The 14,316-nt window shown below is 44.3% G+C and carries 8 protein-coding genes; 1 reads left to right on the top strand and 7 read right to left on the bottom strand.

Going from position 1 to position 14,316, the window contains the following annotated elements; all coding sequences use genetic code 11:
- Nucleotides 1-27 precede the first annotated feature (27 nt).
- The 6 genes from G563_RS0113625 to G563_RS0113600 form a co-directional block, all read right to left on the bottom strand.
- Nucleotides 28-1,209 (bottom strand): VWA domain-containing protein, encoded by a 1,182-nt coding sequence (locus tag G563_RS0113625; protein ID WP_028665802.1) that lies wholly within the window; start codon nucleotides 1,207-1,209, stop codon nucleotides 28-30.
- Nucleotide 1,210: 1 nt separating this feature from the next.
- Nucleotides 1,211-2,857, bottom strand: coding sequence for a DUF4132 domain-containing protein (locus G563_RS38440; RefSeq protein WP_169579756.1), 1,647 nt, complete (start codon nucleotides 2,855-2,857; stop codon nucleotides 1,211-1,213).
- A 1,378-nt stretch (nucleotides 2,858-4,235) separates the two neighbouring features.
- The gene (locus tag G563_RS0113615) at nucleotides 4,236-6,512 is read right to left on the bottom strand and encodes a DUF5682 family protein (protein WP_028665800.1); all 2,277 of its coding nucleotides are present in this window, start codon (nucleotides 6,510-6,512) and stop codon (nucleotides 4,236-4,238) included.
- A 14-nt stretch (nucleotides 6,513-6,526) separates the two neighbouring features.
- Nucleotides 6,527-7,606, bottom strand: coding sequence for an ATP-binding protein (locus G563_RS0113610; RefSeq protein WP_028665799.1), 1,080 nt, complete (start codon nucleotides 7,604-7,606; stop codon nucleotides 6,527-6,529).
- Nucleotides 7,607-7,634: 28 nt separating this feature from the next.
- On the bottom strand, nucleotides 7,635-9,233 hold the full coding sequence (locus G563_RS0113605) for a DUF5691 domain-containing protein (RefSeq protein ID WP_028665798.1): 1,599 nt from the start codon (nucleotides 9,231-9,233) through the stop codon (nucleotides 7,635-7,637).
- 5 nt (nucleotides 9,234-9,238) lie between these two features.
- A complete protein-coding gene (locus G563_RS0113600) occupies nucleotides 9,239-10,627 on the bottom strand; it encodes an SWIM zinc finger family protein (protein ID WP_028665797.1) in 1,389 nt (462 codons plus the stop codon).
- 635 nt (nucleotides 10,628-11,262) lie between these two features.
- Here G563_RS0113600 and G563_RS0113590 point away from each other — a divergent pair.
- Nucleotides 11,263-12,738, top strand: a complete 1,476-nt coding sequence (locus G563_RS0113590; protein WP_028665796.1) for a DUF1501 domain-containing protein — start codon at nucleotides 11,263-11,265, stop codon at nucleotides 12,736-12,738.
- Nucleotides 12,739-12,802: 64 nt separating this feature from the next.
- Here the strand turns inward: G563_RS0113590 and G563_RS0113585 are convergent, their stop codons facing one another.
- Nucleotides 12,803-14,299, bottom strand: coding sequence for a DUF7133 domain-containing protein (locus tag G563_RS0113585; RefSeq protein ID WP_037326830.1), 1,497 nt, complete (start codon nucleotides 14,297-14,299; stop codon nucleotides 12,803-12,805).
- Nucleotides 14,300-14,316 lie beyond the last annotated feature (17 nt).

Here is a 14,316-nt window from a genome sequence, read left to right as displayed (position 1 = left end):
TTTTTTTGGGGAACGTTGGCAGGGTTTTCAACCTTTTAATACTAAGCCATTGTCACCGGCCCATTGAAACAAATCTTTTTTCTGGATAGCGGCTGCCATCAAATCAGGAAACATATCAGGCGTACAGGCAAAAACTGGAATTTCGTGTTTGGCGAAAAACTGGGCATTTTGTGCGTCAAAAGAAGGACTTCCGTCGTCGTTGAGCGCCAACAAACAAATCACTTGCACCCCTGATTCCACCAAGGCTACGGCTCTTTTTCGCATTTCGGCGAGGTTGCCACCTTCGTAGAGGTCGGTTATCAAAACCAAAATGGTATCGTCAGGCTGGCGAATGATTTGCTGGCAATATTGAAGGGCCAAATTGATGTCGGTTCCTCCGCCTAGTTGTACCCCAAAAAGTAAATCCACAGGGTCTTTGAGGTCTTCGGTAAGGTCGGCTACTTGGGTATCAAACACCACCATCTGGGTTTTGACATTGGGCAGAGAAGCCATTACTGCACCAAAAATACCCGAATACACCACCGACGTTCCCATCGAGCCACTTTGGTCGAGGCAGAGCACAATATCTTTTAGCGATCGCCTTGATTTACGTCCGTAGCCGATTCTTACTTCTGGGATAATGGTCTTATATTCAGGTTGATAGTGTTTTAGGTTTTTGCGAATAGTAGTATTCCAGTCGATTTCGTTGTGACGCGGACGACGGTTTCTACTGGAGCGGTTCAAGGCTCCCGTGAGCGCAGCAATGGTTTTTTGTTCTAACTTAGCCATCAATTCCTCCACTACTTTTTCGACTACGCGTCGGGCAGTATCCTTGGTTTTTTCGGGGATGAGTTTTCCCAATTCCATCAGCGTAGCTACCAAGTGTACGTCAGGGGTAGTTTGTTCCAAAATCTCGGGTTCTAGCATCAGTTTTCGTTGCAATTCGGGCTGCTTAAGTGCGTCGTTTTGCATTACTTGTACCACTGTGTTTGGGAAAAAATTGCGAATATCGCCTAACCACCGCGCTACGCCGGGGTTAGAGCCTTCACTGCCGCCTTGTTTTTTACTATCTCCGTAATTAAACTGACGTTTTCGCTCAAAATCGTACAATACCGTCAATGCTTTGTCGATTTGAATATCTTTTTGAGTCAGATTGTAGCCTGTACCGTCGGCTTCGTCACCGCCGAGGATGAGCCGCCACTTTCTGAGTTGCTCTTGGTCTTCGTTCATCTTAATCTTTCAATTGATTGTCTTTAAAAAACTGCATATCGGCCATGACTTCCGAATATACGATAGGAGGAAGTTCGCCAAATGGAATCAGACGGGCATCGTTTGCATTGGAAGGTTCATCATAAACATAGCTCCCAAAACTCACCTGATTTCGTTTGACAAACATTAATTCGCTCAGTTCGGCAGGGGCACTTGGGTCTCCGACGCTCAATTCGCCTTGTTGGGTAATAATAGCGGTAATGTCAGCTTCGGCAAAATCTTTATAAAAACTTGATATCCAGCCTGCATCTACTACCGAACCACGGTACCATCCTAGTTTTTCCATTTTACTCGTAAAACCATAACCGCCGTATTTAACTCCCTTAAATTCGTTAGAAATCACAAGCGGCTTATCGCCTTCGGGCAGGGTGATTACTTTACGATTGAGTTGCGGGAAAATAGGCTCAATATCAGCGTCGTACAGACTGCCGTTCCAATAGTCGATGTGTGCTGGTGAGAGCGAAATAGGGTGAACCATCCCGATGTATAGGTTTTCGTCCAATTCGGTCTCTTCTCCTTCGGCGTTGAGGAGGGTTTGGTCTTGCTCGCAGCGAAAGGTAAATTTTAGGTGACCCTCCGAATCGTAGACTCCCCAAATCAGCCGCACTGCATAGGCAAACATAACGGGATTTTGGAGAAAAAAGGCTTGCCATTTTTCGGTTTCCCACTTTCGTTGAATCACTAGATATTGCTCCAATCGGCTAGACTGTGATTTAACAATATCGCGGATTTCTTTGGTAATTTCTTTAAACTCTTCGGCTAGTTCTTTGGAGATGCCTTTGGGAGGGGATTTCAGGAGGCGATTGTCTTCGTTCAGAAAAACCATTTTGAAATCCGTATTGATAAAAGCCCGATAGGTTTCGCCATCCACCTCAAACTCCCGAAAAAGCCCCTCAAACCCAAAATCAGGAATGATAGAATCGGCTAAGTCGTAAGGCGAAATGCCGAGCTCTTCCGCCGCAATTCCGAAGGCTTCGTGGGCGGCGGCACCGATGTTTTTATACTTATTTTTATATTTTCGGGAGAAAAATTCTACCGCTCGCAGGGCTTTGTTGGAGCCTTGTAAGGCTAGGGCTTTTACGGCATATTCGGCCATTTTTTGGCGTCCGTTATCCGCCCAGTCGTTTACTTTGCGTTTGAGAAGTTCGCTGCTGTCGTCGTCGCCTAGTAAGCCGCCCAAAGTCAAACAAAACTTGTATTTGGCATCGCCACCGTTGTCAAAATACAGTTTGAGCAGGTTTTTGGCAAAAGCCCCGCTGCTTTGGCGGTCGATAAGGGCGACCAAAGGCTTGGCTTCGGGGTCGGTGCGGATGTCTTTAGCGCGACTCATGCGGTAGCATAAAAAGCGAACAACTTCGCTATCAATGCTTTTTGGGGAATCTTGCCAATATAAAGCGGGGAACTGTGTTTCGTCGAGCCACCACTCCAAAGGTTTTTCTAATTTGCCCCTTGTTTTTGCCTTTGCTACTCTTTGCAAAACCGCTTCTTGGGTAACTTGAGATGCCAACCAGCCCACCACGCCTTCGAGCATGGTATCGCGGGCATCGTCGTTTTTTTCGGAATCGATGGCATTCATCAAAACCGCCTGCGCTTGCTCTGAATTGAGCAAGGTTAGAATCAACGCTGCCGTTTGGCGAATTTCAGCCTTCTTGTCGTTGAGTAGCTTTTCGGCCTCAGGAATGATGCGTTCACCTAGTTTTTTTACAATTAGAATACTTGAATGTGTTCTAATGTTCTTATACTTACTTTTTATAGATTCTAATAGATGATTTTTGATAATACTTACTTCAAATGTTTCTAAAGTTTCAAATAAATGTTTTAAGAATGAAGAGGTTTCCCAATAATTGCTACCTACATCTTCAAATGTTGTAAATATAAAGAATAGTGGAACGCTCTCAGTTTTTAATTTTTTGTATAAAAAGTTAACTATACTTGTGTTTGTCTTCCTATATTTGATAAAAAAATCATGGATATAGTTTATGGCGTCTCTTATGGGTAATTGATTGATAATTATATCTAAACATTCAATGATATAAGAGTTGTTATGTTTGTTATTATCCATTATTACCTGATGAAATGGATAAGAGACGGAAGAATAATGACGGTTTGTTTTTAATAAGTTTTCAAAATAGAAGTAAGAAAATTTAACCTTTTTTTCTTCATACTTATCTGGTAAATACTTTCTAAGCCAGTAATGGAGATTTATTGCGTTTTCTAGATAAAAATGCTGATCTAGGAAAAGTTGAGAATTTTCAAGTACAAATAATATTTGTTTTTCATAGTATTTAGCATTAGTTTCTAACAGAAACTGGCAGTAAGGGCCAAGGTTATTTCTAAAGTAAGTAGGATTATAATCATCTTTTATAAAATCTGTAAATCGTGAAGAGATAACTTCTGGTTTGTAACGAGCTATAATCCTAAAAAAGTGAATTTTTTGAATAGTATTAAGTTTAGTATAATTGATAAAATCGTCGGTTTTGTCAATTAAAAATGTTATAAATTCATTGTCTGTGTAATTACCAAGTTGTTCTGTGGATTTATCTAAATGCCAATAACAACTTAACCAATCCCAGACCTCAAACTCTGTAACTCCATAGTTCGAAAGTAAGTTTATCATGGATTCTAGATTAGATTTTTTTTCATAAATCATCCTAGACATCCAATGGTCTAATAAATATTCTAATCGATAAGATTTGTAACCACTGTTAATCCTTATGTAATTTATGAATTTAATTACTTTATCATCAAACTTATCCCACTCTTTTGGAGAAGCTAGTGTCAAATAAATTTCTTTATAGTATTGACAAATTACACTACTATAAATAGGGTGATAAGTGGGTAGATTCGGCTCATATAAAAGATAATCAAATAAATCGTCCCAGACTTGTTGTAGTTTGTTATATTCAGAAACTGGGCTATTAATAATACATGCTCTAAACGCCTCTATTTTCTCTGTTCTTTCTTGTAAAGTCATGATTTTAGCAAGTTTATACATTCCCCATCAGCATCTTCAACACTGGTAAAATCTGCTCGGCGCGTTCGGTGTCTAGGAGGGAGAAGGAAGTGGTTATGTTTGTATTTGTATCAACAATTTGTCCTTTTTTGGCTTTTTCACCGATTTGGCGGCGCTCGGCATATTCAAACTTGGAAAAAGTACGCCGTAAAATCGGCAACAATTCCATGAAAATTTCGGGTGTGAGAGAAGCGACCCACTGATACACCAAATTCCAAAGCTTGTGGTCGTAGATTAATATCATACCACTTCCGCGCAAAAAACCTTCGAGCCAAGCCGCTACGTCGGTGGGGGTGTTGGCGATAGACAATGAGTACGACAAATGTCGATTGGCTTCTTCGTCAGAGAGATGTTGCGCATCGAGCAGTAGCCGACAAGTACAGCCCACAATAAGCGGCGAAATCCCCGTTTTTTCTAAGAGTTTTTTGAGCGTTTCCAACCATACTGCGGACGTTTCGGCGATGTCGGTGAGCAATACCGCCTCATTGACTTGACCTATTTTTATAAACATTTTATCAGCGTTGGCGTCGTCAAGGCCATAGCAGGCGTTGGGCAAGCCGATGCAAATGCGGATGATAAGCCGCTCTACTAGCCCCTGCATTAGGCTAAGGTCAGTTTTGCGGACATTGCCATAGCGACTGATTTGGACCAAAGGAGGGTAGGCCGTCATCAGATCAATGACATCCGATGAGAGGGTGGCAAGGTCGTTGAGTTTGGTAAGAAGCAGCTCCATCACCCCAAACAATTCGGCCGGAATAGCCCGCTGAATCAACAGGGCGATATTGCCTACCGATGTTTCGGTTTCGAGTTGTTGAATCACTACCTGCTGCGTGGCTATCTCGATGGTATTGCCGAGGTAAGCTTTCTCAATCAACGAAATCATCATTTCGGGCTCCCATTCTAGCGTCCAAGATTCCCGAAAAGTACCTTTGCTGCGGCTATCGGCGCGTTTGGGCCAGGTCATCCCCAATAGCTCAAGGCGATGCAGGAAGATGCTTCGTTGGAGGTCATTCTCGTTTCTTAAATCCAAATCATACTGTTTGGCATTGGCTGTGAGCGGAAGGCGTAGGCTTTTGAGCGTGCGCTCAAAGTCTCCTTGCAGCGGTACTTTGGGGACATCGTCGGGTACTTTGCCCAGTTTTTTGCCCACAATTAGCTCTTCCCTCACCAAATTGAGCATGATGCCATCTCCCATGCACATCACGGCCAACACCGCTTCGTTGAGTTCTCCCAAATTAGGATTGGCTTGTTGGCGGAGGGCAGCCAAACTTTCAGCCAATCGACTTGCCTCAATGACGTGCGCCGTGGAAATATCGACTTGTTTTTTGCGAAAAACCGACGCCACCTTGGTGAGCCAACGTAGGTCATATTCGTGGGGTGTTTTCCAGAGATGTTCGGCCCAGCCTGGCGATTCGATTCCCGCACCGTAGCCCGAGGTCAGCGAAAGACGCTTGTTTGTCCACGGAATCCACGTAGCCATTGTTTTTATTTTTGTTTTGGGCAACGACTTCAGAATCTTGCTATCTGCTTTGGCGGTTTTGTCGAGGTCGAGGAGAGCGGGTGCGTGCCATGCCCCACATACTACCACGATGTTTTGGTACAATTCATTTTGCGCTTTTCGCATCAACTCCCGCATGTAAGCTTCTCGATAGTGGTTTTCTTTTTCGAGGACAGAAGGTATTTGCTCATCGCGCAGGGCGGTCATCGCCATTGTTACTGCTTCAAAGTGCTCTGTAGGGTGAAGCGGGAAATGTTGTTTTTCAAAATAATGTTCCCAAAACTGCGACCCTGAACTAAAGCCTGCGATGTCGGCAAGGTAGTGGAGCGGGTCGCGGACAACGATTCCTTCCATAGGTTCCAAAACTTCCTCATTCTCCAGCGGTTCGTTGGGGTTTTCGGCTGCTTCGGAGGCTTCTTTTATTTCGTCATTAGCCATTTGAAAACCAATGGCTGCCGGCAAGTCGATGGCCCGAAGCGGAATGTTGTTTTGGTGGGCATAGGCCGCCGCCACCCATTCGGGTGAATATTCGGCAAAGGGATAAAACACCGATTGTTTGGGATTTTCGGTATTATAAACCATCACCGATACGGGCGGCTTGAGGTCAGGGTGGCCGATGCGTTGGAGGGTGTCGGTGATTTCGGGCGGGCCTTCTACCAAAATCATGTCAGGTTGCAGTAGTTTTAGCTGCTCACGTACATTTTTGGCCGACCCCACTCCGTGGTGACGAATCCCGAGAATATGAATAGGCATGGTTTATCTCAAAATTAAATACTCAATTCCCGACAAGCGCGGTAGATGTCTTTCCACTCTTCACGCGTTTTGACGACGGTTTCGAGGTATTCTTTCCATACCACTTTGTCTTGTACGGGGTCTTTTACTACGGCTCCTACAAGGCCGGCGGCGAGGTCTTGGGCATTGAGCACCCCATCCCCAAAATGAGCCGCTAACGCCAACCCATTGTTGACGACCGAAATCGCCTCGGCAGTACTCATGGTGCCGGTAGGGGTTTTGAGCTTTATTTTGCCGTCTTCGGTAGCGCCGCTGCGCAATTCACGAAAAATCTTTACAATCCGCTGAATCTCCACCAAAGCAGGAGCTTGGGCGGGCAGGTCGAGGGTTTTGGCCATACTTGCTACCCGACGACGTACAATATCGACTTCTTCGTCGGCGGAGTCAGGAACGGGCAGAATGACCGTATTGAAACGACGTTTGAGCGCACCCGACAATTCGTTCACACCCTTGTCGCGGTTGTTGGCAGTGGCAATCACATTAAACCCTTTGATCGCTTGGACTTCGGTGCTGAGTTCGGGAATGGGCATTGATTTTTCTGAAAGAATCGTAATCAGCGTATCTTGCACATCGGCCGAAATACGCGTCAATTCTTCAATACGGGCTATTTTTCCGTCTTTCATGGCAGTCATCATGGGAGTAGTGACTAGCGCGCCTTCGGTGGGGCCTTCGGCGAGCAAGCGGGCATAGTTCCACCCATACCGAATCGCTTCCTCACCCGTGCCTGCCGTTCCTTGGATGAGCAAAGTCGAATCGCCCGACACAGCCGCCGCCAAATGCTCAGACACCCACGATTTGGCCGTACCGGGCAAGCCGTACAGGAGCAAAGCGCGGTCGGTGGTGAGGGTAGCCACGGCAATTTCCATGAGTCGGCGGTCGCCGATGTATTTAGGAGAGACTTCAAAACCATTTTTTAGTTTAGCCCCCATCAAATACATGACGACGGATTGGGGAGAAAGGTGCCAATTGGGTGGCAAGTGTCCCGAATCCTGTTTTTTTAGTTCTTCTATTTCTTCCGAAAATTGTACTTCGGCGTGTTGGCGTAATAAATTCATGAGGTCGTATTGGTTAATTTTTTGAATCTTAGTCTTGATGAGCGAAATTTTCGATGCGCGTGCTGAGGTCGATACATCTGTGGAGGGGGTTTACAAACCACTTTTCCCAGTGACTGACATAGTAATAGTTGTTTGTTTGCGTAGGCGAAGTCTTCAAGTTTTCTAAAAAAGACAGCGACGCAGGGTGCAAGTATCGGGTCATCATCACGCCAATATGCTCTGATAGGTATTTGTTTTTGGTGGTGCTTTCAAGAAAAGCCTCTTGCAAAATATGATGCGAAAATTCGATTGACCACTTAGTGGAGGAATGACCAAAGCAGGCTTCTAGCCACGCGAGATTCAAGGCTTGTTTTTGTTGGATAAGGTAGTTTTCACAAAAAGACGCGGGCAAAATCGTCAATAAACTTGGCTGTTCATTGAAATCAACGACTTTCAGAAGGGCTTCGGCTAAGGCGATATTTTTGAATTTTTGGGCATTAGTGATAAGACTTGTTTTCAAAATCGCCCTGTTTTGTTTTTCTATTTTTACTATAAAAGGCTCAGATAGAAAGTATTGAAGACTTTCTTCCAAATTTTTGGCTAAGTGAGTTGGCCAAAATTCAAAAGGCAGAGTCTCTATCAAACACGCAAGCCAATAAAGGGCATTGGTTGGAAAAATAGCCGCATCAGGAGCTGCCTCAAAACCATAGCTCGAAAGCATTGTTTCGGTATTCCAAAAGGCATCGTCCGACGAAGGAAGTTTGAGAGAAATGGTTTTTAGCCCAAATGCCAAACTTAGAAGACCTTTCCCTTTTTCGGTTTCAAAATAAGGTAGTAAACTTTGCTGAGTTTGTTGGAAAAACGCACTATTTGAGTCGCGCAACAACAGCCGCGCAATAATAGCGCGACATTCTTTTTGACCTTTACGCTCTTTGGGTGTGAATTGAAATTCGGAGTACGTATCCTCCAGAAAAGCAATATCAGAAGGCTGAAAAGAGGCTTCTATTACTTCCAAAAAAGCTTTTTTATCGCCCAATGACTCTTGCGTCCAAGTAGTTTGGAGAAGTTCAATCGCTTTTTGGGGATTGGTTTGGCGAAGATTAGTGAAAAATACGCGCCGTTCGCTTAGTTTTCCTTCTTGCCATACAAGCTCATCAGGAAGCGTTTGCCATGATTCGATATTGGTTTTGTAGGCCAAGATTTGTAGCCCTTTCTTTCCTATGACTTTCAGGATTTTGGGCCTGAATTTTTGAGGCAGCGCACTTTCTAGCATTACTAAAGAGACAAGTTGCGCAGGCTGGATAAGTTGTTCATTAGCAATGAGCTTGTCAAACCAGAGGTCGAGCAAATGATTTCGATAGTAAGTATGTACTTCTATGATTTCTTGAAGCAAAGCCGACAACTTTGGGGGAGCTAAAACGTGCGTTTCTTCCTCAAAAACCGTTGGAAGTGTTCCCGTAAAACGTGGCGGTATTTTGCCACTTTGTTGATAAAAATGAACCAACGCCGCCATTTTCAAAAAATGTCCTTCTTTGTCGTCTGAAGGAAAACTGCCTAGCGTTTGCTGTAAAGTCTCTGGTAAAAGCTTGTCGTCAAAACTCAGCTTGTCGGTGCCGAGTAAGGCGGTATGGATGATTTGTTCCCACATACTGTTTAGAGTAGGATGTATTTATTATGTTGGAAAATACCTAGCGGCAGAAAGCCGTTTTGTCGATAAACACCTGCCATAGTGACAGGTTGAAATCCACTAAAAGCCATCAGATTGAGGAGTTTGGTTTCCTCCCAAGGCGGAACAATGGGATGAAAGAAGCCTTCCTGATCGCACAAAATAGGCTGCTGATTTTCTACCACAAGACGCAGATTTTCAATCACAAAAGATACGTCATTGATAAAGGGAAACTGCCGCAAAAGCTGCGAGCGTTTGGTATATACCTCGTGCCATCCGTCACAAAAATTAAGCTCAAAACTCAACTCCGATACAAAGCCTTTTTGGACTCCTAACGTGGCACGTTGCGGAACTACCGCAGGAAAAAATACTAATTCAGCTTCAATGATAGTTCCGGGCAGGATGGTATTTTCTAATGGCGAAAACGGTGTGCCGAAATTGAGAATCAGGGCAGTACGGTCGGTGGCTGTTCCTAAAAGCCAATTGCGTTGGATGATGATTCCTTCGGCTTCTTCTTGGTGTTGTCCTAATACCATCCAAATGTCCTTGATTCTTTCTGCCTCGGGATTTTGAAGCAATTCTTTGGGCGATTGGCTCCAACCAATCAGGTTTTTGACCGAGAGTTGCCAAAGAGGAGGAAGAGAATCAAGGTTTTTAAAAGCTTCCAGAAGCAAAAATAACTCCGCCGTTATTTCGAGGGCTTTGCGTTGCCAATCGTCGTTTTGGATATAATCCAAATCTCGCAAAGTGCGTACTCTCCCCGCCAATCCCGATGCTTTGGCATCAATCATACGTGCCGCCGTTTGTTCAAAAAAACGCCTTTCTTTTGTCGGGAGTTGAATCAATCCTGTTCTTATCAAATCTTTCAGCCAAAGACGTAGCTCGGCCACCCCACCTTCTACCTGTGAGAGCCGCTCATTTTGGCGTTTTTCTTTGCTTTTTTTCGCTTTTTCCTCATCCGCTGAGGTGTTTTCTTTGGGGGCTTCGCTTTTCGCTTCGGCTTTTTGGGTGCGTTTTTCTATCCACTCTTTGACCCAATCAGGCTCATCGTCGGTTTGGGTAAACGCTTCTTTTTGTTTGGCAAAAGCCAGCATCAGCCCAAGGCCATGTTTGCACGGAAACTTAAACGAAGGACAGGTGCATTTGAAGGCAATATTCTGTAAATCGATTTGGGTGCGGTAAGGTTTGGAACCACTCCCTTTGATTTCACCCCATAGCACGCGTTGATTGTATGAAATAGTAACCCAGCCAGCGGCGTTTGAAAGAGCTTTTCCTGCTTTTAGGGAAGCTGCGTCGGGGGCTAATGTTTCGACAGACTGTTCGGTTAAATTCAAGATAATGGTAGGTGTTGGTTTTTGGAATTGAAAGAAAAGCATACTCTATTATTTTTCCAAATAGTTTAGACTATATAAATAATGTGACTACTTAGCTCTAGGCAATAAAAAGTAGGCTATAAGCAATTTTTAGGCAATCACCCCGGAAACTCATTAAGAGGGTAAAACCTTTTCTAAGTGGGAGCCGCTTCGCGGTTAATCACGGTCTGTTGCGGTAGTTGTTTGTTCAAAATCAATGAATTATGTTCGAGTAAGTACACAAAAATCTTTCGCTTCTGTTTAATTAATTAAGCAGAATTAGACGGGATATTATATATAATATAATGCTCAAACCCCAGGCCTTCAGGCTGGGGCAAGAAGTAACAAGGAGGGTATATGAAGGGATTTAGCCCTGACTTTTTCAAATTGAATAGTTGAAATTCAGGGCTAAAGCCTCGGCGATATTGCCCTATTTTTAGCCCCAGCCTAAAGGCGCGGGGTTTGAGGAGATTCAGGGTAATTTACAATAAAATCTGGTTTGATTTTGCGTATTTGCTTGATTAAACGGCCTATTGCGGAAAGCATATCGCTAGGTAGTTAAAAAATTAAATACTTTGTAGGGCAATTTAAAGACAATACCCATCAAAATTTGCTAACTTGCTTTTTCAAAAACACATCGTTTTTTCTATTAAAACTGAATGAAACTTCAAGAAGAACTTCAAATAGAGTCGGCGCTGTTAGAAACACGGCGGCATTTTCTAAAACAATGCACTTCAGGGCTAGGAATGATGGCCTTGGGGACAATTTTTAGCGGATGTGGATCAGAAAAAAAAGTAAGTGCGCCCATTATTACCAATCCTTTAGATCCTAAAATAACGCAGTTTGCCGCTAAGGCAAAGGCCGTTATTTTCTTACATATGTGCGGCTCACCTTCTCAGTTGGAGCTTTGGGATTACAAACCCGAACTTGCCAAACTCGACGGGAAGCCTTGCCCACCTTCTTTTTTGGAGGGGAAAAAATTTGCTTTTATTCGTGGAGTACCTGATATGCTGGGGTCGGTGGGAGTGTTTAAGCAACACGGCCAATCAGGCGCGTGGATGTCTGATTACTTTACTCACTTGCCAAAAGTCGCCGACGAGATGTCGTTTTTGAAGGCAATGTATACCGATCAGTTCAATCATGCCCCTGCGCAGCTATTTATGCACACAGGTAGTGCGCGGCTAGGACGTCCGTCTATGGGTTCGTGGGTGACGTACGGACTAGGCTCCGAAAACTCAAATTTGCCGGGTTTTGTGGTGCTTACTTCGGGTGGTAAAGCCCCCGATGCTGGAAAGTCAGTGTGGGGTAGTGGGTTTTTGCCTTCGGTGTACCAAGGTGTACAATGCCGCTCCGAAGGCGACCCCGTGCTTTTTTTGAGTGACCCAGGTGGACTAGACCGCGATTTGCGCAAAAAAGCCATTGATGCTTTGTCGGAAGTAAATCGGCAGCAATACGAGGAATTTAAAGACCCCGAGACATTGGCGCGGATTGCGCAGTATGAAATGGCCTTCAAAATGCAAGTATCCGTGCCCGAAGTAATGGATATAAGCAAAGAACCCGCTTACATTCATCAGTTATATGGCACCGAGCCGGGAAAAGCTTCTTTTGCCAACAACTGCCTCCTTGCTCGTAAACTGGTAGAAAAAGGCGTACGTTTTGTACAACTATACGATTGGGGGTGGGATACCCACGGCGACGGAAAAGGTACTTCTTTGGAGTTTGGGCTGCGCGATAAAGTCAATCAAATCGACCAAGCCATGACGGCCTTGTTGTTGGATTTGAAACAACGTGGTATGCTTGATGAAACCTTGGTGGTATGGGGTACCGAATTTGGCCGAACACCCATGCAAGAAAACCGAAATGGCAAAAAAATGCCTTTCAAAGGCCGTGACCATCATACCGATGCTTTTACGTGTTGGATGGCAGGAGGAGGAGTAAAAAGAGGTTTTAGCATGGGCGAAAGCGACGAACTTGGGTACTTTGGAGTTAAAGACCGTACGCATATTCACGATTTACAAGCCACGATTTTGCATCAACTGGGTTTTGACCACGAAAAACTCATCTACGAATTTCAAGGCCGAAATTTCCGGCTGACAGATGTCTCTGGAAAGGTGATTAAAAATGTAATTGCTTGATTTTCTTGTTAATAAAAAAGGCCTTCCTAGAAACTTGGGAAGGCTTTTTTTATGCTGATAGCAATTATTTCCGTAGCTGATTCAGCGTATAATAGATAGCACGATTCATTAGCAGTTGACCATTGGGAGTTTTGAGTTCTCCCATTTTGAGGTCATATACATAGCCAGCTTTGAGTTCAGCCAGTTTTATGCTTACTTTTTTTCCATCGGGAGATACTTTTACTTCTTTTACGGCTACATCAGCAATATCGGTTTTGGGCGAACCATAGGGGCGGTGGTATTTATAATAATAGCGCTGAAATTTGTAAAGTGAAGGGTTGGATGCCACCGCAGCATCGACGGGTAGTGAGAAAGTCAACTCAAAACCGTCGCTGCTAAGGTTCATCGCCATGATGTCGAGCGGTACTTTGCCTTTCCAATGAATACGCGAAAGACCTTCATCGCCTACCCATCCGTGGTCATTGTGACCTACCCATAAGTCACCATTTTTATCAAAAACCAATCGATTGTTTCCTTTCAACAGTCCGGTGCCATCGCCAAATGCAACGCAAGCTCCTTGCATTTGGCCGTTGATTTCTTCAAACAAAAGTCTCACAAGACGTGGATAGTCCATTTCTCCAATGAACATTTGACCCGTAAAAGGTCCAAACTTACCACCCGTATTGTCTAGGAGTGGCTGGGTCACGGAATGGGCAATTTCGGTATGAGGAAAGGCAATAGCCTCACGCGTACGCATACTATCGAGCTTCTCTACCGGTAGTGAAAGTGGCTTGATACGAGGAAAATCCTTTTCCCAAATAAGACTCGCCACATGACCATAAAATTTACCTTTTTCGACATGGTAAAGCGGGCTAGTGCCGCGCCAGTCTCCTTGGTTGTCAGATACATATAGCCGTCCTTTTGCGTCAAATCCTAGGCCATTCGGTGAGCGGAAACCCGAGGCATAAGGCTCTAATTTTTTGGTTTTTACGTTGTATTTCATCACCCAGCCACGGTATGGTACGCACGAATACATCCGACCTTCGCGGCTTAGTGAATCGTAAGTGCCACGGATTTCGGGGCGGATTCCTGCGCCATTGGAGGCTACATTGAGCGCAATGAAGTAATTGCCCTCTTTATCTTTCAAAGGCCCAAACGCAAACTCATGGTAGTTGCCCGACATCCCGAAATCGTCCGTGACGGTTTCGTAGACATCAGCTATGCCGTCACCGTTGGTATCTTTAATACGGGTGAGTTCGGGACGTTGCATGACCAAAATCTCGCTGTTGCTGATAGCTACCACGCCTAGTGGGTCATGAAGACCTTCGGCAAATTTTTTCCAAACTTTCGTTTTGGGATTATAAGTCATAACCTCTCCCAAATGAAAACAAGCTATCAAGCGTCCATCAGGCATAAAATCCAAGCCACCTGTTTCGGCACGGAGGCCCTTGGGAAGTTTTATTTGCTCAGTTTCGTAGTAATTCGTGATGGTATCACGTTGAGCTATGACTACACAGGTAGATGCCGAAACAATAAAAAAAGTAAACAGAAAGTATCTAAGCAAAGAAATTGGTCGGGTCATTTTGAAAAAAAATCTAC

The organism is Runella zeae DSM 19591 (assembly GCF_000423565.1).
GTDB lineage: Bacteria > Bacteroidota > Bacteroidia > Cytophagales > Spirosomataceae > Runella > Runella zeae.
The sequence above is the reverse complement of the archived record's forward strand: the minus strand, read 5'-3'. Positions and strand labels throughout refer to the sequence as shown.

Coding starts and splice junctions, on each gene's coding strand:
- G563_RS0113585 (WP_037326830.1), bottom strand. CDS start 14,299: ATGACCCGACCAATTTCTTTGCTTAGATACTTTCTGTTTACTTTTTTT.
- G563_RS0113590 (WP_028665796.1), top strand. CDS start 11,263: ATGAAACTTCAAGAAGAACTTCAAATAGAGTCGGCGCTGTTAGAAACA.
- G563_RS0113625 (WP_028665802.1), bottom strand. CDS start 1,209: ATGAACGAAGACCAAGAGCAACTCAGAAAGTGGCGGCTCATCCTCGGC.
- G563_RS0113605 (WP_028665798.1), bottom strand. CDS start 9,233: ATGTGGGAACAAATCATCCATACCGCCTTACTCGGCACCGACAAGCTG.
- G563_RS0113615 (WP_028665800.1), bottom strand. CDS start 6,512: ATGCCTATTCATATTCTCGGGATTCGTCACCACGGAGTGGGGTCGGCC.
- G563_RS0113600 (WP_028665797.1), bottom strand. CDS start 10,627: ATGCTTTTCTTTCAATTCCAAAAACCAACACCTACCATTATCTTGAAT.
- G563_RS0113610 (WP_028665799.1), bottom strand. CDS start 7,606: ATGAATTTATTACGCCAACACGCCGAAGTACAATTTTCGGAAGAAATA.